Raw genomic sequence first — 20,966 nt, forward strand, 5'->3', positions numbered from 1 at the left:
CATTGTGCTATGCTTGGGCTGTCCAGTTGGGAGTGACGCCCGTGCAAGCAAGCATAACAGCCCTCGTCCTCCTCGCCGCCCTCGCCGCGCCCGGTCGAGCGGCCACCTACTACATGCTCCCCGACAGCACGGGGGCCTTCACCACCCTGCAAGAGGCTGTGGACGCCTGCGTCGATGGTGACTCGGTGGTTCTCGCCGACGGCACCTTTTACATCGAGAATCCCCTCGGCGTGATCTTCTGGGGTAAGAACATCTTCTTCGGCTCGGCAAGCGATTCGCCCGAGGACTGCGTCATCGACGTTGCAGCGGGCGAGTCGGGCTACAAGTTTGGCTTCAACCTGTCACAAGGCGAGACGCGGGATTGCGTTGTCCAGGGGGTGACAGTCTGCAACGGCCGGGGGCACGATGGAGGGGCGATTCACATCCGGGGCAACTCCAACCCCACGGTTCGCAACTGCATTCTCCGGGACAACTACAGCGTTGCAGGTGGTGGGGGACTAAAGGCGTACGAGCTATCTAGCCCCCTGATCGAAGGCTGCCACGTATTTGACAACAGGATATCGGAGGGCAGCGGTGGTGGGGGGATCTACTGCAGCGGAGACTCCATCGACATTCGAGGATGCCTTGTTGAACTCAATGACGGGGGGAACTCTGTTTACCTGGGCATAGGGGGGGGGATCGACGCGGATGGCGCGGGGCGCATCCGGAATTGCATCGTTCGCTACAATACGGTCGGCGTCGTGGGCGGCGGTATCTGCATCTCTGGCGACGTCTCAGTCGAGGGTTGCCAGATCTACGGTAATGAGACTTTCGTGACGGGCGGCGGCCTAGGCTACTACACGGCCCCTTCTCCCCCCCCTCCGCTAGTTACCAATACAACTTTGGTTGACAATGCCTCGCCCAATGGCTCTGCACTCTGGAACGGCAATCTCTTCGTGGGCTACCCAGCAGGACCCATCGTACTGCTCAACTGCCTCGTCACCGACAACCACGGCGCGGGCGGCCCCTTCTTCAGCGAGATCCCGAGCGCAGACTTCACCCTCCGCTGCACGGACGTCTGGGGCAACGAGGGCGGCGACTGGGTGGGCCCGCTCGCCGGCCAGCTCGGTCAGCAGGGGAACATCAGTGCCGATCCGCGCTTCTGCGATGCCGCTAGCAGTGAGTACACGCTCCGCGACGACTCGCCCTGCCTGCCGGCGAACAACGACTGCGGCGAGCAGATGGGCGCCCTGGGCCAGGGCTGCACGCTGACCGCGGTGCCGGGCGGCACGCCGGGCTTCGCGCCGCTCCTCGCCCAGAACCATCCCAACCCCTTCAACGCGCACACGCGGATCGATTTCAGCCTGCCGTCGGCGGGCTCCGTGAGCCTGAGTATCTACACGATCGCTGGCCGCGAGCGCGTGCAGCTCCTGCGCGGCGCCTGGCTGGAGGCCGGCACGCACCGGCTGGACTGGGACGGCACCGACAGCGAGGGGCGGGCCCTGGCGTCGGGCGTCTACGTCTACCGGCTGGTCACGCCATGGGGCACGCTGGCCCGCAAGCTGACCTTGCTGCAGTAGTCCGCCCCCGGGGGCGGGCTACAACCCGTAGTCCTTGATCTTCTTGTAGAGCGTGGATTCGGCGATGTCGAGGCTCTTGGCCGCCTTGCGACGGCTCCCGCCGCAGTGCTTCAGCCGCCGCTCGATGGCCTCGCGCTCGATCTCGGCCATCGTGAGCTGGCCGTCGAGGAAGGCCGTGGCCGCGCGGCCCGTGGCGGGCAGCAGCACCTGCTCGGGTGCGATCGCCTCGCCCTCGGCGTAGAAGACCGCCTGCTCCACCACGTGCCGCAGCTCGCGGATGTTCCCCGGCCAGTCGTGCGCCTGCAGCTTCGCCAGCGCCGGCGGCGTGAAGCTCAGGCCGCGTCCCTCGGGGTCCGCCTGGAGGAAGTGCTCGGCGAGCACGGGGATGTCCTCGGGGATCTCACGCAAAGGCGTCGTCGTCACGGCGATGATGTTGAGGCGGTGGAACAGGTCCTCGCGGAAGCGGCCGGCCTCGATCTCCTGCTCGAGCACGCGGTTGGTGGCCGCCACGATGCGCAGGTCCACCTTGATCGACGTGTTGCTGCCCAGCCGCTCGAACTCCCGCGTCTCCAGCACGCGCAGGAGGCGAGCCTGGAGGTCGAGGTCCATCTCGCCGATCTCGTCGAGGAAGAGCGTGCCGCCGTCGGCGGCCTCGAACTTGCCGGGGCGGTCCGTCACCGCGCCGCTGAAGGCGCCCTTCACGTGGCCGAAGAGCTCGCTGCTCAGCAGCTCGCGGTGCAGCGCCGCGCAGTTGATCGCCACGAAGGGACGGCTCGCCCGCGGCCCCTGGCGATGGATCGCCCGCGCCACCAGCTCCTTACCGGTGCCCGTCTCGCCGCGGATGAGCACGGTCTTGTCCGACGCGCCCAGCTTGCGGCACTTGCTGCGCAGCAGGGTCATGGCCTGGCTCGCGCCCACCAGCTCCTCGGCGCCGCTCTCCAGCGCCGCCTCCAGGCTGCGCGTGCGGCGCAGCAGGCGGCCGCGGCCGAGGGCCTGCTCCACGGCGAGCTGCAGGCGCGGGCCGAGGCCGCCGCGCGCGGGCTTCTCGAGGAAGTCCGCGGCGCCGAGCTTGAGCGCCTCGACTGCAGCTTCGACGCTGCCAAAAGCCGTGATCAGGAGCGTCGTGATGGCGATGCCCTCCTCCTGCACGCGGCGCAGGAGGCCGAGGCCGTCGAGGCGGGGCATGTTGAGATCGGTGACGAGCAGGTCGAAGTCCGTCTCGCGCAGCCGGGCGAGGGCGGCGAGGCCGTCCTCGGCGGTTTCCACGGCATAGCCCTGCTCCTCCAGGAGCTCGGACATGTACTCCCGGTTGAGTTCCTCGTCGTCCACGAGCAGGATGCGGGCTTTCTCGGCCATGGCCACCTTTCGGCTGGCATGAGTCTAGCGCAACGGGGGCGCCGTGTCAGTCGGCGGCGAGCAGCGGCAATCCCACCGTGAAGCGCGCACCGCCCTCGGCGCGGTTGGCGGCGCTCAGGCTGCCGCGGTGCTCGGCCACCAGGTGACGGCAAATCGCCAGGCCCAGCCCGCTGCCGCCGCGCCCCGCGCGCGTGGTGAAGAAGTCCTCGAAGAGGCGGGGGAGGTCGGCCGCGGCGATGCCGGGGCCGTCGTCCTCGACGCGCACCTCGACCCAGTCGGGCGTGGACTCGAGCCGGCACTGGGTCTCGGCCGCGATCCACACCCTGCCGCCGCGCTCGGCGGCCGCCAGCGCCTGGGCCGCGTTCACCAGCAGGTTGCTGAAGACCTGCTCCAGCGCCTCGGCGTCGGCGTTCACGCGCAGGCCGCGGGGGTAGTCGCGGAGCAGTTCGACGCCCGCCTCCTGGAAGCGCGGCGCGCAGTCCACGGCCGCCGCCGTGAGGACGCGGGCCAGGTCCACCGGCGTGCGCGCGCCGCCGCCCGGGCGCGCGAAGCGCAGCAGGCTCTGCATGCGCGTCTCGGCGCGGTCGACGCCGGCGAGGACGCGCTCCACGCGCTGCTTGAGATCGTCCGGCACCTCACCCGCGTCCAGGCGCGCGAGCAGGTTCTCTGCGGTGCCGCGCACGTTGTAGAGCGGGTTCTTCAGCTCGTGAGCGATACGGCCCACCATGGTGCCCAGCAGCGCGAGCTTCTCGGCGCGCGCGCGGGCCGCCTCGAGCTGCTCCTTCTCGATCACGCGCGCGGCCTGCGCGGCCACGGTGACGAGCAGCTCGCGATCCGCCGCCGCAAAGGGCCCGGCACCGGCATGCCGCCGGTCGACGTAGAGCGCGCCCAGCGCGCGTCCTTCGCCCGCCAGCAGCAGCGGCGCGCAGACCACGCTCTGCACGTGCTGCGCCACCAGGCTTTCCGCGCGCTCGAAGCGCGCGTCGCTGGCGGCGACGTCCAGGCTCACCGCGCGGCGGCTGTCGAGCGCCTCGCGCAGGACGGTCTGGCTCACCTGGCCGATGGCGTCGCTGTCGAGCGACGGGCTGCTCTCGTCGAGTCCCGCGGCGCGCCAGGCGGCCAGCGCGTCGGGACGCCAGCGCGCGCTCTCGGCATCGTAGAGCAGCACGAAGCCGCGGTCCGCGCCCACGGCCTCGCCGGCCAGACGGATCACCGCGCCGAGCAGCTCGTCCAGGGAGCGGCCACCGCTCATCAGCTCGAGGATGTCCAGCAGCACGCGGTAGCGGCGATCGTCGGGCGCCGCGGGCGCCGGCGCCTCCGCGGCGGCGACGGTAAGCTCCACCGTGCCCAGCGCGATGCGGTCGCCGGGGGCCACCGCGCGCTCGCCTTCTACCGCGGCGCCGTTCACGGTGCTACCAAAGCGGCTGCCGAGGTCCGAAAGCAGCCACTGCGCGCCGTCCCAGCGGAGGCGGGCGTGCTGGCGGCTCACGCTGCGCTCGGCGAGGACCACCGCGCAGCCGGCGTCGCGGCCCAGCAGCAGTTCGCGGGTGACCGTGGGGTCGAAGGGCCCGAAGGCCGGCGTGCCGTCGGAGGTCTGGAGCAGGATCGAAGTCATGTCCACGATCCTAGGGGGACGCGCGGCGGGTGTCCAGGGGCTGGAAAGCTGGGCACCGGAACGTCTATCATTGAGCGCGCGGGGGGAACGATGCACCTGAAGCACGGCAAAACGCGATTGCGCTGGGTCCTGGCGGCCGCCCTGCTGCTCGGGCTGCCGGCGCTCGCGCCGGCTGACGCCACCACCTGGATTCCCGCCGCCGATCTCCGCCTGGACACGCTGCCCTACCTGCGCACTCTCGCCGACAGCCTGGCGGCGCGGGGATTCGTCGATCTGGCGGTGGAGCCGGTGCCCGGACACGCCTATCGCATCGATCCCGCGCTCATCGGGACGGACGCGCTGTTCGAGGCCGCGCTGCTCACGCCCTTCGCGCTGCAGCCCCTGGGGGAGGACGGCCTGACCCTGCTCCACGACATCGGCCTCGACGAGGCCGGCTTCGCGCGCGAACTGGACGCCGCCGCCGACTCGCTCGAGGCCTTGGTCGGCGTGCGTCCCGTCTCCATCGCCTACCCGCGGCACGTCCACACGCGCGAACTGATGACTCGCCTGCGCGACAGCGGCTGGCTCTGCGCCCGCGACGGCGCGCCCCACGGCACCGGCGGCGGCGAGCCGACGGCGGGCTTCCTGCTGGGACATCACTCGAGCTCCGCCTGGCGGCTGAACTGGAACTACTGGACGCCCTGGGAACTGGTGCTGAGCACGGGGCTCAGCGAACTCGCCCTCGCGGTGGCCGACTCCCCTACCGAGATGGACATGCTGCTGCACGACAGCGCGACCTACTCGGCGCTGCACAGCGCGCCGCCGGAGAACGTCGTGCTCTACACCTATGGCTACGCCAGCCTGGCCGAGATGTGGGCGGCGGGCCGCAGCTGGGTGCAGGTCTACGTGCACGGCGCCAGCGAGGATCCCTATCGCCTCGATGCGACTCACCTGGCCTGGCTGATGGACGCCCTCGTCGCCGACGGCCGCTTCTGGATCACCGACCACCGCACGGCGGCCGCCTGGGCGGCGGCGCGTCACGCGCCGAGCGCGGCGGACTCACTCGTCTACGTGCCGCTGCCCGAGCACGCGAACGACCCCACTCCGTGGAACGGCTACCCCTGCGCCTTCAGCTTCTCCACCGACGACGGCCGCAGCATCAACCTCGCCTACGCCGACACCCTGGCGGCGCGCGGCCTGCCGATGACGGCCTTCATCACCTGGGACTACCTCGGCTGGCCCGGCGGCGACCATCTCAGCCGGGCGGATCTCCTGGCGCTCGCGGCCAAGGGCAACGTGGAGATCGGCAGCCACAGCATGAGCCATCCGCGGCTCATCCCCCGCGAGGCGCTGCGGCTCCGCGCCACGGGCGGCGTTCCCTACGGCGCGGCGGTGACCGTGGACGGCGACGGCCGTCACCTGCGCCTCTACCGCGAGGCGACCACGGGCACGGACGCCGGCCCCGAGCCCGGGCTGGGACTGCGCTGCGCCAGCGATCGCCTGGGCGCCGTAGAGCTGCGCTACTCGCTGCCACAGGCAGCGAATGTCCAGCTGGACGTGCTGGATCCCCAGGGCCGCCGCGTGCGCACGCTGCTCGCCGGTCCCCGCCCGGAGGGCCCGGCGAGCCTGACCTGGGACGGCCGCGACCCGCAGGGCCGCCGGCTCGCCGCCGGCGTCTACCTGATCCGCCTGCGCGCCGCCGGCGAGGAAGCCTCCGCCAAGGCCCACCTCCTGCGCTGACCGCCTGCTTGCGCCCCGCCCCGCGCCCCCGTATCCTGGCGTCGAGGAGTGGCGATGCCCGAATTCCTGGGTCCTTACCAGCTCAAACGGCTGCTGGGCGAGGGCGGCATGGGACAGGTCTACGAGGCCCTGGACCGCCGCGACGGCTCGCGCGTGGCCGTCAAGCTCCTGCGCGGCGGGGCGATGGCCACCGACCGCGAGAAGGAGCTCTTCGCGCGCGAGGCGCGGGCGGGCATGGAGCTCGAGCACCCCGGCCTCGTGCGCGTGCTGGCGGTGAACATCGCCGAGGGCGTGCAGCCCTACCTGGCGATGGAGTACCTGCCGGGGCCGTCGCTCAAGGGGGTGCTCGGCGAGGGCGGCCTCGCGCCGCTCAACGCGCTGGCGCTGGCCGAGGCGATCCTCGACGCGCTCGCCTACGTGCACCGGCAGGGCGTCGTGCACCGGGACATCAAGACGGGCAACATCATGCTCGACGCGGCCGGCCGGCCGCGCCTCATGGACTTCGGCCTCACCACCTTCGGCGACGAGACCAGCCTCTCGCGCACCGGCGTCGTCTTCGGCTCGCCGCACTACATGTCGCCCGAGCAGGGCCTCGGCGAGGGCCTGGACGCGCGCAGCGACCTGTTCTCCTTCTGCGTCACCCTCTTCGAGCTGCTCACGGGCCGCCTGCCCTTCCGCGGGGGCAACCCGCTGGCGGTGATCTACGCGATCATCAACGAGGAACCGCTGCCCCTGCGGCGCCTCAAGCCCGAACTCCCCGAGGCGCTCGACTGGGTGCTGGCGCGCGGCCTGGCCAAGCGGCGTCCGGAGCGCTACCAGAGCGCGGAAGCCCTGGCCGACGACCTCCGCCAGGTCACCGAACTGCTCCGGGGACGCCGCGCACCCGACGCGCTCGCGCTCAGCGCGCGGCCCGGCCGCGGCACCGTGGGCGAGGAGCTCTTCCCGCTGCCGCTGGTCGGCCGCGACGACGAACTCGCCGCCCTGCAGCGCGCGCTGCGCGGCGACGGACCGCCGTTGCACTTCCTCGCCGGCGAGGCGGGCGCTGGCAAGACGCGACTCGTGCGCGAGGCGGCGCTGCGCCTGGGCTCGGCGGCGCCCGCGCTGCTCGTGGGCCGCACGCCGCCCGGCCGCGAGGGCTTTCCCTACCAGCCCTGGCTCGAGGCGCTGCGCCCGGCGCTCGAGTCCCGCGAGCTGCGTTCGGCCGCCAACCTGGCGGCTTTCCTCGCCCGCGCCGGCGGCGCGAGCGACGGCGCCGATGCCCGCGCGCGCCTGCTGCATCCCTTCCTCGCGGGTGAGGGCGGCGCGCGCATCGAGAACCGCGCCCAGCTCTTCGAAGGGCTGCGGCAGCTGCTGGCCGCGCTGGCGGCCGAGGAGCCGGTGGCCGTCTGGCTCGAGGACCTGCACCGCGGCGACCAGGCCAGCCTCGACCTGCTGGCCTTCCTCTCCCGCGGCCGTCCCGGCGAGCTGCCGCCCTTCCTGCTCAGCTACCGTCCCGAGGAGCTGAGCGAGGAGGAGGGCCTCGAGCCGCTGCTGCGGGAACTCAAGGCGGACGGCCGCGCCGCCGTCGTCGAGCTGGGTCGCCTCAGCCCCGCGGCGGTGGCCGAGCTGGTGGCGGTGGCGCTGCCGGGCGTCGCCGAGCGCGAGCGCGCGGCGGCGCGTCTCCACGTGGAGAGCGGCGGCAATCCCTTCGTGCTGCGCGAGCTGCTCCAGCTGCTGGACAGCCGCGCGCGGCAGGCCGATCCCGACGGCGCGACGCTCGCGCCGGACAGCCTGCCCACCACGACCCTGGATCCCGATCCCGAGCGCTGGGAGCTGCCGCTGCCCGAGCGCATCGTGGACCTCGTGGAGCATCGGCTGGCGGGTCTTGCGCCCGAAGAGCGCGAGCTGCTGGAGCTGGCGGCGGTGGAGGGCGAGGCCTTCAGCCCCGAGGTGCTGGCCGCGGTGCTCGAGGAGCGCAAGCTGCGCGTGCTGCGGCGGCTGCAGGGGCTCGAGCGGCGGACGCGTCTCGTACAGGCGCGCGAGGGGCGCTACCTCTTCGATCACGCCATCGTGCGGCGGGCGCTCTACGACGGCCTCGGCGACTCGCTGCGCCGCGAGTACCACCTGGAGGTGGGCGAGTACCTCGTGCGCAGCGGCGCCGACCAGGCCGAGAACGCCGCGGCCACGGCGCGTCACTTCGACGCGGCCGACGAACCCCGCCGCGCGCTGCCCTTCCACCTGGCCGCGGGACGTCACGCGCGCACGCTCTACGCGCCACGCGCCGCCCGCCGCCACCTGGAGCGCGCGCGCGACGAGGCCGACCTCTGGTTCCTCGAGGACCCGCAGGGTGAGGCGCGCGGACTGCGCGGGGACATCCTCCGCGAGCTGGGCCTGCTGGAGCAGACCGAGGGCCGCTACGACCGCGCCGAGACGCTCTTCAGCGGCGCCGCCAGCCTGCTCACGCCGATGCTCGACGAGAGCCGCCGCGCCGAGCTCGAGCGCCTGCGCGGCGAGTGCCTGCACTACGCCGGTCAGCCCGAGGACGCGGCCCGCGCCTTCGCCACGGCGCTGACCCACTGCCCCAATGCCGCCCGCGCCGAGCGCGCGCGCATCCTCCGCAGCCGCGCCTACATGCAGGCCCGGGCCAACCGCTGGGACGAGGCCCTCGCCTCCTGCCAGGCCGCCCTGCTGCTGAGCGAGGGGGAGCGCGCCGACCAGATGGCCATCCGCCACACGCTCGGCACGATCCATCTGCAGCGGGGCGAGCTCGAGACGGCGCGGACGATCTTCGCAGAGGTGGTGGCGGAGGCGAGCCGCGACGAGGAGCAGTACCTGCGCACGGCGGCGCTCGCCAATCTGGGGACGGTGCTCTGGCGTCTGGGCGAGGCCGATGAGGCGCTGCGCTGCCTCGAGGAGAGCCGCGCGCTGCGTCGCCGCCTCGGCCTCGTGATCGAGTACGCCCAGATCCTGATGAACCTGGCCATCATCCGCACGAAGACCGGCGAGCTGGAGACCGCGCGCGCGCTGCTCGACGAATCCCGCGAGCTGAAGGAACGGATCGGAGACGCCGCCGGACTGGCGTCGACGGAGAACAGCCTGGGCACGCTGGCCATTCGTGCGGGGCAGCTGCCGAAGGCCATCGAGCACTTCCGGCGCGCGGCGGCGCTGCACCGGGACGGCCACAACCGCGCCCGCGCCGCCGTGGCCCTGCACAACCTCGGCGAGGCGCTCCTCGACCTGGGCCGCCTCGACGAAGCGGCGGGACCCTTGGCCGAGTCGCGCGCCGTGCGTGAAGAGCTCGCGCTCGAAGCCGCGCTGGTGTCCAGCCTGCGGGCCGAGGCCAGGCTCGCGTCCGCGCGCGGGGACGTGGCCGGCGCCGGTGCGCTCTTCGACGCCGCGGCGGCGCTGGCCGTCAGCGCCGGGAGTCCGGACGAGGGCCTCAAGGTGGCCTGCGACCGGCTGGGGCATCAGCTGGGGTGCGAGGGCGCGGACGTGGCGGCGGCCACGCTCGCCGCGCTCAAGGCGGAGCATGTGCCGTGGCCGCCGGCGGGGATGGAGTTCGAGTTCGCGCTGCTGGAAGCGCGCATCGCGCGGCGGCAGGGCGCGCCGGCGGCGGACGCCTTCGCCGCCCTGCTGCACGAGGTGGACGGCGCGCGCGATCCCTATCGCCGGCTGCTGCTCCTGCGGGAGCGGCTCGCGGGCGACGGCGCGGCGGACGCCGCGCTCGCCGCGGAACTCGACGCGCTCTCGGCGCGGCCCGACTTCGCGTGGCTCTCCGCGGTCGCCGAGCCGCCCGCTACTTGAGCATCACCAGCTTCGCGGCGCGACTGCCCTCGCCGTCCGTCACGCGCAGCAGGTAGACCCCGCTGCCGAGGCGCTGGCCGCCGTCGTCGCGGCCGTCCCAGTCGAGCTCCAGCAGACCGGCGGGCCGGTCGCCGCGGGCGAGGGTGCGCACCCGGCGGCCGAGCAGGTCGTGGACGGCGACGTCCACGGGCCCGGCGGCGCCCAGCTCGACGCGAATGTGCGTGCTCGGGTTGAACGGATTCGGGAAGGCGTCGATGCGGGCGGTGGCGGCGGGGGTCTCGTCGACCTCGGTGGTGGAGAGCGCGAGGCAGCCCTCGAAGCTGAGGTCGTCGATCCAGCCGCGAATCGGCGTTGCGTTGGCCGCCTCGTGGCCCACCGCGATCAGGCTCAGCGTCTCGAAGTCAGGGACGTAGCCCGGCTGGAGGTCGAGGCCGAGGACGTAGCCATCGGCGTTCAGCACGGAGAACTCGAGGTCTGGACCGGACTGGCTCAGGTTCAGGCGCACGGTCTCGCCCGGCGGGAGGGACGGGTAGAGCTGATCCTCGAGCGTCTCACCGTTGCTGATGATCGTGTAGCGAAGGTAGTAGCTGGGACCGCCGTTGGGCGCCGGGAAGGCGCTCACGCGGATGAGGTCGATCCCCCCGAGCAGCTCGAGCAGCACCATCTCGCTGTCGTAGCCGATGTCCGTGATCTGATGGCTCTGGCGGATCGTCCAGTCTGGGCAGCCGCTGCCGCTGGGCTGCAGGGACATCTTCCAGCGCGTGTCGCAGACGGCGCTGCCCCAGCTCTCGAAGGTCATGGCGTTGAGCGCGCTGCTCCACTGCACGCTGTGGGGTGGGCAGTCGTCGGCGAGGCTCAGCGCCTCGGGACCGCTCATGAAGTCCATGAGGTCGTCGCCCTCGAAGCCCAGCCAGCGGGCATAGGCGTCGATGTAGAGGGCCCGCAGATAGGGGTCGGCGATGGCCTCCATCAGCACCGACTGGAAGTGCAGCGGCCGCGGCAGGTACTGGTTCGAGGCGACGGGAAAGAGCGACCCGCTCTGCAGGTAGCCCGTGAGCAGGCTGCGGAAGCCCTGCTCGGGGAAGAAGACGTCACCGAGGGTCGGATCGGGAACGGGCAGGCCGTCGGTCTCGAGGGGCACGCTGCCGAGCTGGTCCAGGTAGGGCACCTCGTGGTCGGGGATGACGCGCTGCACCCACATGTCGAGGCCGTAGTCCGCCACGCCGATCACGTTGTGGAGGAAGTCGAGCACTTCCTCGTCGTTGGGGTTGTCGCGCAGCAGCTTGTCGAAGGAGTTGAGGATACCCTGGCCGAGCAGCATCAGCTTCCCGCCCCGTGAGCGGTAGTAGCGCAGGAGCTGGCGCTCGTCGTAGCTGAGGGCGATGTCGGTCTCCGCCCCGCAGTTCCAGATGACCAGCGGGTAGCTGGCCAGCTCCTGCGGCTGCGGCAGGTGAGGCGGGCCGCTGTCGGGCTGGATCTCGTAGACGACCGTGTCGTAGCCCAGGATGTCCAGCGCCTCGAGGATGTAGACCTCGAAGCCGGGATCGTTGTTGCGGACGCCACGCTCGATGGGATCCCAGTCGTCGTCCACGAAGGCGACGCGGGCGGTTCGCGCGGCGGCGACGTCGGCGACGAACACTGCGCAGCCGAGCAGCGCTAGCGCCGCCAGGCTCCGGCGATGACGACGGATCATTGCGTTCCCCCTGTGGTGCAAGCGTCGTAACTCTATGGGATTCTACCACTTCTGTTTAGAGGCCGTCAATCGCGCGCCCGCCGCTCCGGCGAAGCGCCCGGGCGGCTTGCGCCGCCCGTCGGCAGGCCATACAGTGCCAGACGACATGCCCCTCGGCGGGGCCGGCCGACCAGGAGACTCGCCGCGATGACCGACCGCCCAGCCAAGCGCACGCTGCCGTCCCTGCTCCTCTTTCTCGTGAGCAGCGCCCTGGCGGCGATCCTCCGAATCGTGTATCTGCTTCCCCTGCGCGGGAATCCGCTCTTCGACGACGCCCACAAGGACTCCGTCGAGTACGTCGACCGGGCCCGGGAGATCCTGGCGGGGCAGTTCTGGGGTCAGGGCGTCTACTTCCACTCGGCGCCGCTCTATCCCTACTTCCTCGCGCTGGTCCTGGGGCCGGGGAGCGCTACCGGACTCTGGTGGGTGAGGGTCGTGCAGGCCCTGCTCTCGGGCGTCACGGCGGGGCTTCTGGCGCTCACGGCGCGACGGCTCTTCGGCGCGGCGGCCGGCGTGGCCACGGCCGTGCTGGCCGTCCTCTACGCGCCCTTCCTCTTCTACGCGGGCGAGTTGCTGGAGATCACGCTCACGCTGTTCTTCCTCGCCCTGATGGCTTGGGTCCTCGCGCGCGAGACCCTCGGTTGGGCGCATCTCCTCGGCGCGGGTCTCTGCCTGGGCGCGGCGTCGCTGGGCAAGCCCAACCTGCTGATCCTGCTGCCCGTGATCCTGGTGTGGCTCGGCTTCCTGCGGACGCGCCCGGCCGCCTGGCCGTGGCGGCGGGGGCTGGTCTTCGTCGCCGGTGTGCTGGTCCTCGTGGCGCCGATCACCCTGCGCAACCGGATCGTGGGCGACGACTGGGTGCTCATCAGCAGCAACGGCGGCATCAACCTGTTCATCGGCAACAACCCGGCGTCCTCGGGCGGCTTCCAGGTGCCGACCGCCATGCAGTACGACCTGGAGACGTCGAGCCAGCGCGTGGCGTCCGAGGCGCTGAAGCGGCCGGTCAAGCCCTCCGAGGCGAGCCGCTTCTGGACCGGGCGCGCCTGGGCCTTCTTCACCAAGCGCCCCGGACAGGCGGCCAGGCTGATCGCCCGCAAGGCGGGGCTGCTCATCGGGGCCTACGAGATTCCCAACCACTTCAACATCTACTTCTTCAGGGAGTACCTCGCGCCCACGCTGCGCTGGCCGCTGGTCTGGTACACGCTGGTCCTGCCCTTCGGCGTCCTGGGGATGATCTTCGGCCTTCGCCGCAACGGCCGCAGCGCGCTCGCCGGCGCCTGTCTGCTCGCGATCGCGGCGACGGTGCTGCTGTTCTTCGTCACCAGCCGCTACCGGCTGCCGATGCTGGTCTGGCTGCTGCCCTTCGCGGGCTACGGCGTGGTGCTGCTGGTGGGGATCGTGCGCGAGCGGCGGTGGCGTCTGCTGCCGCTCCCGCTGGTCGTGCTGGTGGCCACGAGTGCGCTGATGCGTCTGCCGCTGGTGGGGGTGAAGGACTTCCACGAGGACTGGCTCTCGCTCGCCACGTACTGGAGCAAGCAGGGCGACTGGGAGAAGTCGGCCCAGTACTGCCAGCAGGCGCTGCGCGAGAACATGGGCTCGGCGCAGGCCTGGCAGAATCTCGGCTACGCCTACACGCAGCGCGGACGGGACTACGAGGACATGGATCGCGCCGAGGAGTGCTTCTACAAGGCGATCCAGCTCGATCCCACGCAGGGCTTCGCCTACGGCAACCTGGCCTACGTCTACTTCACCTGGGACCGGCCGGAGCTGTTCAACGTGTGCCTGGACCGCGCGCTGACGCTGGATCCTGCGCTGCGGCAGCCGCTGGAGCACATGGTCACGTTCCGCGACATCAAGTTGAAGGACTGGCGAAGCCGCGCCGAGTCCCAGCTCGCGACCGTGGAGCGGGAGCTGGCGAAGAACCCCACGAACGAGCGCACGCGGATGGACCTCGGACGCATCCTCGGCCTCCGCCTCGAGCGCTACGACGACGCGCTGCGGGTGCTCGCGAGCATCCCCGACAGCTCGCTGGCCGCCGACAGCATTCTGGGCGAGCGGACGGACGTCATGATCCGCCGCATCCAGCGCGCGAAGCAGTACACGCCGCTGCTGAGGCAGCCGCTGCCCGGCGGGCTGAAGGCGCTCAGGCTGGGGGATTCCGAGGCGGGTCGCTAGGTTCGTCCTCGCCGGCGTGCTCGCTCTGGAAGCGGTAGAGACGAGCGTCGGCTTCGCGCCACGCGCCGGGCGGCAGGAACGCCTTCTGGCAGACCTCGTCGAGGAAGCGGTCGCGATCCCAGCCGTAGTCCGTCGCCACCTCCGGCAGCAGCAGGCCCTTGCGGCTCCCCCGTTCGAGGATGAGCCCGTCCCGCCCGACCAGGATCTCGCCCGGGTCGTCCACGGGCGTCGGCGGCGTGAGGATGCTCACCGAGATGTGCAGGCCGGCGAGTTCGTCGGCGGTGACAGGAGGAAAGCGCGGGTCGCTGGCGGCGGCCTTGACGGCCATGTCGCGGAGCGTCGCGTCCAGCGACGGCTGCCGCGCCACGGTGCCGATGCAGCCGCGAAGCGCGCCACCGGCGCGCAGGGTGACGAAGAGGCCGTCGACGGGCGTGTCGACCGTGCCATGCAGGGCGGGGCCTCCCTCGCGCCAGGGCAGGCCCGCGCTCCAGCGTTCGAGCGTCCAGCGCGCGAGGCCGAGCAGCTGTCGAGCGAGGGTGGGGTCCACGGGCGCATCTCCTGATCGGCTGAGGGTCGCTGCCCCGGTAGGCTAGCATGCCGGGTGCGCGGAGCCATCCCCAAAGCCCGCTGCGCGGGATGCACGCGCCTCCCGCCTGCCCCCGGCTCCTCAACGCGCAATCCGCACGCCAGGCGCCGGGCGAATTCACCCAGTGGCCGCATCCGAACCCAGTGCCCTGGAGTTGGGCGTCGTTCCCCGTGGGCTCCGCTAGGCCGCGGGAGGGCGTCATCGCGCCATGGGGCGCTGGGGGAAAGTGCGCAGCGGGGGGGGCGAGCCGGTGCCGGGCGGGCTCGGGATCACCGTCGCGGCGCCGAGTTCTCGGGGTCGCTTCGCGCAGAATCCACTGCGTCAATCCGCTGAAAACGAAGGGTTTAGCGCCACAACGGGCATCTTGCGCGGCGGGGGGCGGCCACTCCCCGCTCGGCAGGGGGCCGGTCCGCTGGCACCGGAACCCCGCCTGCAAAGGCCTACCCGAACTCGACACAGCAAGGAGTGCTAACGATGAAGAGCCTGACCATTGCCCTCTGGATGACGCTTCTCACGACGATCGGCTTCGGGTCCTTCAAGGTGGTGTGGACTGCGACGGCGGCGCAGTTGGATGATGTTACTGAGTGCTCGACGAACAACGGCCAGACTCAGCCCTAGGTTCTCCTGCTGACGAGTTCGATTCCTCCCTTCCTGTCGCGCAGGGCCCCGTCTTGACGGGGCCCTTTTTGCGCGGATAGGCTTGGGGCAACATCGCCCCGGAGCCTTGATGTTTCCATCCGCCCAGCAGCCACCTCGCGAGGGCCTTCTCGCCGAGGGGGCCAGTTCACAGATCTACTTGTCGCGGGACAACGTGGGCCGACCTGCGGCCCTCAAGCTCAGCCGAAGCGAGCGCTGGGATGCTTCGCTTCTCGCTGAGGCGCGTGCCGCCGCGCAATACCGCCATCCGTCCCTGCTGCCCGTGCTCGAACATGGCGTGGCGGAGGACGGTCGAATCTGGCTGCTTCTCCCATTACTGACGGGGAGCACCCTGTCGGACTGGCGACCACCGCTGACCGACTTGCTGGATGCTCTGACTGGGGTTGCCGACGCGCTCGATCTGCTCCACCACGGAGGAGTTGGGCACGCCGATCTCAAACCGGGGAATCTGCTCCTTGACGATCGGTCCGGGCCCCCACGGCTGTTGCTAGCCGATCTCGGCCTGCTAAGCCCGCTTGGCGAGGTTGCCCCTGGAGGCACACCGGCCTACTTGTCGCCGCGCCGACTTGACGGGCAGCCTCTGACCTGGCGAGACGATCTCCACTCCTTTGCGGTCTTGCTCTTTGAGGCGCTCGCGGGCGAGTTGCCTTGGTCGGCAAAGGTGGGCGACGCATTGCTTCAGTCGATTCGAGCGGGGCGGCTGGACTCCTTGCAGTCGCGGCGACCGGAACTCTCAGGCGAGATCGACGCGTACCTTGCAGAGACCCTTTGCGGCGACCGGGCTGGCAGAGGCGTCATGGGGTGGCTGGATGGGCTCCGAGCTCAGCTTGGGATTGCCCCTCATCCTCGATGCCTATTCTTGAGGGACGTGCCCCTTGGAGGTGAGGAAGGATCCATCGGCAACCGTACTGATCTTGTCCGCTGGTTGCAGGCGAATCTCTACTCAGTCACCAGTGACTCTGTGACTCCAGGGCACGAGGAGTTGAGGACGCTGGAGGTACTCGGGCAAGGCAGTCCGCAGCGCATGCGCAGCGTCCTCGAGACTCTGCTTCGGGAGCAAGAGCTCAAGGATCACTCAGGTTTGGCTGTCTTTGCGCACGGTCCTGCCGTGGCACGATCCGTCGTGTCCGAAGCGCTGGCATTGCGCGGCACGGCACCGGTGGTTGGGGACGCGGAAGTCAGTTCGGTCTTGGCATGCTTGCCCGTCCCCGCATCGCGAGCGCTGCTGAGAGAGTGGCTTGGGGATTTCGACATGCAGGTGAATGCTCTGCTGGAGCGGGGGGTGAGCGCAGGAGAGCTGACGTCGGTTGATGAGGTGCGAATCCAAGGGGTCGGGAGAATGGCAAGCCGTGACTTCTCGGCATCGGTGCCGCCTCTCCCCTCCGCCTTGTTTGCCGAGCTTTGGGGCAACTCCAAGGGACAGCACGCATCCAGGATCAGGATCGTGGCACTGGCGGCGGCAACCGCATCCAGTCGAATCCTGGACGGTCTTGGCCAGGCTGAGTTGCTGGATCTCATTGAGCGCGCGCCGGGCGAAGACTGCGATGAACTGCTGGAATTGCTCCGCTCCATGTCAGGAAGCGTTCGCGGGCGGATTCTGACGGGCTTGCTCACGATTGTGCGCAGGGTGAGGACAGACCAGCTTGATGCGGCGGTCGAAGCCTACTGGGATGTAGAGCCACTGCTTACGTTGGATGTCAGCGCGGCACTGAACAAGTTGCTCTTCTACCAGCTCTCGGAATCCGGGCGACTTCAGGAAGCAAGCGAGTTCCTGCGAAGATGGTCGCGCCATCGGGGCAAAGAGTGCTCCGGAACTGTCATCGAAATCCAGATGGCTGCGCGCGAAGTGTCGATCCTTGCGGCATATGGAGCTTTCGACGAGGCTCGCGAGAAGCTCGCTGGATACGAGGATCGGTTTGAAGGAAGGCGAGGTCGCTGGATTCTGCACATGGCGCAGACCAATCTTGCCGAGGCCGTCGGCGACCGCAGGGAGCGGATCGCTCAGTCCGAGCTGGCTCTCGCCGGGCTGGAGCGCGAGGGAGGAGCGGAGAGGATGCGCCTGGATCTTATCCTGTCGATCTGCGGCGCGATCATCCTGTGCAGTGACGCGGACCAGTGGGGTCGAATCCCCGATATGCTGCAACAGGCCGAAGGGCTTGCTTCGGAGTCTGAGGTGCTGCTGTTCCAGCAGCGCATCGATGTTCTTCATGCTCAGATGGCACTGTTCAGAGGTGACTTTGCCGAAGCCGAGCGGCGCTACTTGCGGGCGAAACGGGACGCGGAGCGCAGCGGTGAGCTGAGCAGAGCCCAGTACATCGAGGGTGGGCTCACCATCGTGCAGAAAGAGCGGGGGGAAGGGTACGATGCCTTGCGCCGGCTCGACGCCATCTCCAGCGATCGTCACGCCGCAGAAAGCCTCCGTGAGACACTGGACGGCCAAGACGAGCTGGCGGACGTCTGCATCCTCGTCGGCGACCTGGAGCGGGCGGCCGCGATCATCGAGGCTGGTCTGCCGGCTGCCGAGGAGACGGGGCGTGGCTTCTCCATCGGCATCTTTCGTGGGCTGCGCGGGAGGCTGCGCCATCTCCTCGGCGACCCGGCCGCCGCGGCGCCGGATCTCCGCGCCGCCGTCGAGCAACTCCAGGCGGCGCACGCGCTGCGTGACCGCAACCAGTATCTGCTGGAGCTCATCGACGCCGATTCCATGGAGGACAGGGACGGCGCGCGCGTCGCGGCGATCATCGAGCACGAGGAGGCGGTGAGCGAGCGGCGCCTGCTGCCCAAGGCCTGGCTGCTCGAATCGCGACGGCTGCGCCGGGCCGGAGCCGTGCGGGACGCGGCGCTCGCCCTGCAGCAGGCCTTCGAAGTGGCCGCGACGCTGGAGAACCCCGAGCATCGCTGGCCGCTGCATCTCGAGGCGGCCGAACTCGCGCTGGAGGCCGGCGCGGTCGAGGCTGCGCGCGAGGACCTCGAACGGGCGCTGGACATCCTCCGCGATCTCTCGCTCCAGTACCCCGCCGGGCCCCTGCGGGAGCGTTTCCTCGCCCGTCCCGATCGGCGTCTCGTGCTGGTGCGATTGCGGGCGCTCGACGTCTAGCGCTCGCTTGTGCATCCGACAAGGCTCGACTATCATGCCGGCGCTGGCGCCAATGCGCCGGCCGCCGCTCGATGCGTGACCCTGGAAGGAGTGACCATGGCCAAGAGCACCAAGGACTACCTGGGCGGAGACCCGGAGGGTCTGCTCACCCACGTCTGCACGACCATCCCCAAGGAGCATCTGCACCTGCCCGGCCCGGACATGGTGGACCGGATCTACGTGCCCAGCGACCGGAACAACCGCGTGCTGGGCAACCTGGAGTGGATCTTCCAGCACGGCCGGCTGGGGGGGAGCGGGTACATGTCGATCCTGCCCGTGGACCAGGGCATCGAGCACACGGCGGGGGCGTCGTTCGCGCCGAATCCGGCCTACTTCGATCCGGAGAACATCGTGAAGCTGGCCATCGAGGGCGGCTGCAACGCGGTGGCGTCGACCCTCGGCGTGCTCGGCGCCGTGGCGCGCGGCTACGCCCACAAGATCCCGTTCGTGGTGAAGCTCAACCACAACGAGCTGCTCACCTATCCCACCAAGTACGACCAGCGGCTCTTCGCGAACGTCGATCAGGCCTACGACATGGGCGCGGCGGCGGTGGGGGCCACCATCTACTTCGGCTCGGAGGAGTCGAGCCGTCAGATCGAGGAGATCAGCGAGGCCTTCGCGCACGCCCACGAGCTCGGCCTGGCGACGATCCTCTGGTGCTACCTGCGCAACAGCGCCTTCAAGAAGGGCGACACGGACTACCACGTCGCGGCCGACACCACCGCGCAGGCCAATCACCTGGGCGTGACCATCGAGGCGGACATCATCAAGCAGAAGCTGCCCGAGAACAACGGGGGCTTCAAGGCGGTCGGCTTCGGCAAGAGCCACCCCGACATGTACGGCAAGCTCTGCACGGACCATCCCATCGACCTGTGCCGCTGGCAGGTGGCGAACTGCTACATGGGGCGCATGGGGCTGATCAACTCGGGCGGCGCGTCCGGCGACAACGACTTCGCCGAGGCAGTGCGCACCGCGGTCATCAACAAGCGCGCCGGCGGCATGGGCCTGATCTCGGGTCGCAAGGCGTTCCAGCGGCCGATGGACGAGGGAGTCAAGCTGCTCAATGCCATCCAGGACGTCTACCTGGACGGCGGCGTGACCGTGGCCTGACGCCGCGACAGCGCGGTGAACGGGGGAGTCGCTCGGCGGCTCCCCCTCGTCGTTGGGGTCAGGCGAAGAGGGCGGCGGTCTCGTCGCGCGTGAGCACGTAGATGCCGAAGATGCCCAGCGCCGTGCCCAGGGGGAGATGCAGCAGGCTGAGGACGCAGACCACGAGCGCGAAGATCCGCCCCCAGCGCTTGTGCGAGAGCAGGCCGATGCCGGCGATCAGGCTCGGCAACGCGAGCAGCGCGAGAAAGCCGCCGACGCTGAGCCCGACGATGCTCGTCACCGCCATGGCGTCGGCGTCCCCCGACAGCAGCCCGCCACCCGCAACCGACACCAGAACGATGAGGGCGACGAGCAGTCCCAGGGCGCCCTGTGCGATGAGCAGGGAGCCGAGCAGCGTGACGTTCTGTCGCATGGCAGGTCCTTTCGCTGAGCCCGCGTCAGCCTACATCCGCCCGCCGCGGACCGCAAGCAAACGTCACGTCCCCTGGACGCGACCCCCCGCGCGGGCTATAGTGCCTGGCTCTGCAACGCCCTGGAGGCCACGATGATCGACACCGCCACCCTGCGCGAAACCGGCGCCTACCTGCTCGCCCAAGGCCGTGTGCGGCTGCTGCTGCACAAGCATCCCGACGGCGACGTCCTCGGCTCCTGCCTTGGGCTCGCGCGCTTCCTTGGCGCGCGGGGGGTGGACGTCGCCGTCTTCGGCCCCTTCGAGCGCTCGGTCAAGTTCAACTTCCTGGCCGGCTTCGACGCGATCGAGGACGGCCGCGAGGAGGTCCGCAACCCCGCCTTCGCCGACACGCTCTACGTCGTCGTGGACAGCACGGGCCTCGACCGCACGGGCTTCGCGGATGGCGATTTCCAGCGCCTCCTGCGCATCGATCACCACATCGGCGGCAGCGAGTACGACCCCCGTGATCTCAAGGACACCTCCTACGGCGCCACGGCGCTGCTGATCGCCGACCTGCTGCGCGCGCTGGACGAGGACGCCATCGACGCGGAGCTCGCGACCTGCCTCTACACGGGTCTCATGACCGACACCGGGGGCTTCCGCTACACGAACACCGACGCTCATGTCTTCCGCAGCGCCAGCTTCCTCGCCGAGCGGGGTGCCCGGCCCGCCGAGATCGCGGGCTTCGTGCACGAGCGGCGCGATCCCGTCTACCTGCTCCTCATGCGGCGGGCGCTGGAGTCGCTCGAGTTCCACGAGGGGCACCGGGTGGCCGCGCTGGTGCTGACCCCGGATGGCCTGCCCGACGAGGCGCTGACCCTCTTCGGGGAGGACGACTTCATCAACCTGCCGCGGAGCCTCGAGCCGGTGGAAGTGGTCGTGCAGTTCAAGCAGACCCTCGACGGCGAGTGGAAGGTGGGCTTTCGAGGGAAGGGGAACGTCAACGTGCAGGCCGTCGCGCTGCATTTCGGGGGCGGAGGTCATTTTTCCGCGTCCGGCTGCGAGATGACCGGGACGCTTGATGACATCAAGAGCAAGGTCCTGCAACGGGTTAGGCAGGCTCTGCACGAAGTGTAAACGATCGGCG

General features: G+C 70.3%; 13 protein-coding genes. 8 read left to right on the plus strand and 5 right to left on the minus strand.

Translation table 11 applies throughout. The features are described from left to right. Positions 1-41: 41 nt before the first annotated feature. Positions 42-1,559: a right-handed parallel beta-helix repeat-containing protein gene (locus H6693_06715; protein MCB9515870.1), complete on the plus strand. Its 1,518-nt coding sequence runs from the start codon at positions 42-44 to the stop codon at positions 1,557-1,559. A gap of 18 nt (positions 1,560-1,577) precedes the next feature. On the opposite strand, the gene H6693_06720 is transcribed toward H6693_06715, so the two are convergent. Continuing rightward, entirely contained in the window at positions 1,578-2,915 is a 1,338-nt protein-coding gene (locus H6693_06720) for a sigma-54-dependent Fis family transcriptional regulator (GenBank protein ID MCB9515871.1), read from the minus strand. Between the two features lie 46 nt (positions 2,916-2,961). Then, complete coding sequence (locus H6693_06725; GenBank protein MCB9515872.1) at positions 2,962-4,530, minus strand: FHA domain-containing protein; 1,569 nt, start codon at positions 4,528-4,530, stop codon at positions 2,962-2,964. 90 nt (positions 4,531-4,620) lie between these two features. Between H6693_06725 and H6693_06730 the strand changes: the two genes are divergently transcribed. Beyond that, positions 4,621-6,249, plus strand: a complete 1,629-nt coding sequence (locus H6693_06730; protein ID MCB9515873.1) for a hypothetical protein — start codon at positions 4,621-4,623, stop codon at positions 6,247-6,249. A 54-nt stretch (positions 6,250-6,303) separates the two neighbouring features. Beyond that, a complete protein-coding gene (locus tag H6693_06735) occupies positions 6,304-10,032 on the plus strand; it encodes a tetratricopeptide repeat protein (GenBank protein ID MCB9515874.1) in 3,729 nt (1,242 codons plus the stop codon). On the opposite strand, the gene H6693_06740 is transcribed toward H6693_06735, so the two are convergent. Then, a complete protein-coding gene (locus tag H6693_06740) occupies positions 10,025-11,725 on the minus strand; it encodes a T9SS type A sorting domain-containing protein (protein ID MCB9515875.1) in 1,701 nt (566 codons plus the stop codon). The two genes, H6693_06735 and H6693_06740, sit on opposite strands and share 8 nt — an antisense overlap. Positions 11,726-11,911: 186 nt before the next feature. Between H6693_06740 and H6693_06745 the strand changes: the two genes are divergently transcribed. Beyond that, positions 11,912-13,939, plus strand: a complete 2,028-nt coding sequence (locus H6693_06745; GenBank protein MCB9515876.1) for a glycosyltransferase family 39 protein — start codon at positions 11,912-11,914, stop codon at positions 13,937-13,939. Here H6693_06745 and amrA read toward each other — a convergent pair. Next, a complete protein-coding gene (amrA, locus tag H6693_06750) occupies positions 13,908-14,486 on the minus strand; it encodes an AmmeMemoRadiSam system protein A (GenBank protein ID MCB9515877.1) in 579 nt (192 codons plus the stop codon). The genes H6693_06745 and amrA overlap by 32 nt on opposite strands. A 513-nt stretch (positions 14,487-14,999) precedes the next feature. On the opposite strand from amrA, the gene H6693_06755 reads away from it, so the two are divergent. The 3 genes from H6693_06755 (at position 15,000) to H6693_06765 (ending at position 19,428) form a co-directional block, all read left to right on the plus strand. Next, entirely contained in the window at positions 15,000-15,143 is a 144-nt protein-coding gene (locus H6693_06755; GenBank protein ID MCB9515878.1) for a hypothetical protein, read from the plus strand. A gap of 109 nt (positions 15,144-15,252) precedes the next feature. Then, positions 15,253-18,279, plus strand: coding sequence for a protein kinase (locus H6693_06760; protein ID MCB9515879.1), 3,027 nt, complete (start codon positions 15,253-15,255; stop codon positions 18,277-18,279). Between the two features lie 96 nt (positions 18,280-18,375). Further along, complete coding sequence (locus tag H6693_06765) at positions 18,376-19,428, plus strand: class I fructose-bisphosphate aldolase (protein MCB9515880.1); 1,053 nt, start codon at positions 18,376-18,378, stop codon at positions 19,426-19,428. A gap of 58 nt (positions 19,429-19,486) precedes the next feature. On the opposite strand, the gene H6693_06770 is transcribed toward H6693_06765, so the two are convergent. Beyond that, positions 19,487-19,840, minus strand: coding sequence for a hypothetical protein (locus tag H6693_06770; protein ID MCB9515881.1), 354 nt, complete (start codon positions 19,838-19,840; stop codon positions 19,487-19,489). Positions 19,841-19,972: 132 nt separating this feature from the next. Between H6693_06770 and H6693_06775 the strand changes: the two genes are divergently transcribed. Beyond that, positions 19,973-20,956 (plus strand): bifunctional oligoribonuclease/PAP phosphatase NrnA, encoded by a 984-nt coding sequence (locus H6693_06775; GenBank protein ID MCB9515882.1) that lies wholly within the window; start codon positions 19,973-19,975, stop codon positions 20,954-20,956. The last annotated feature ends 10 nt before the right edge of the window (positions 20,957-20,966 follow it).

This window comes from Candidatus Latescibacterota bacterium (assembly GCA_020633725.1).
Classification (GTDB): Bacteria; Krumholzibacteriota; Krumholzibacteriia; order JACNKJ01; family JACNKJ01; genus VGXI01.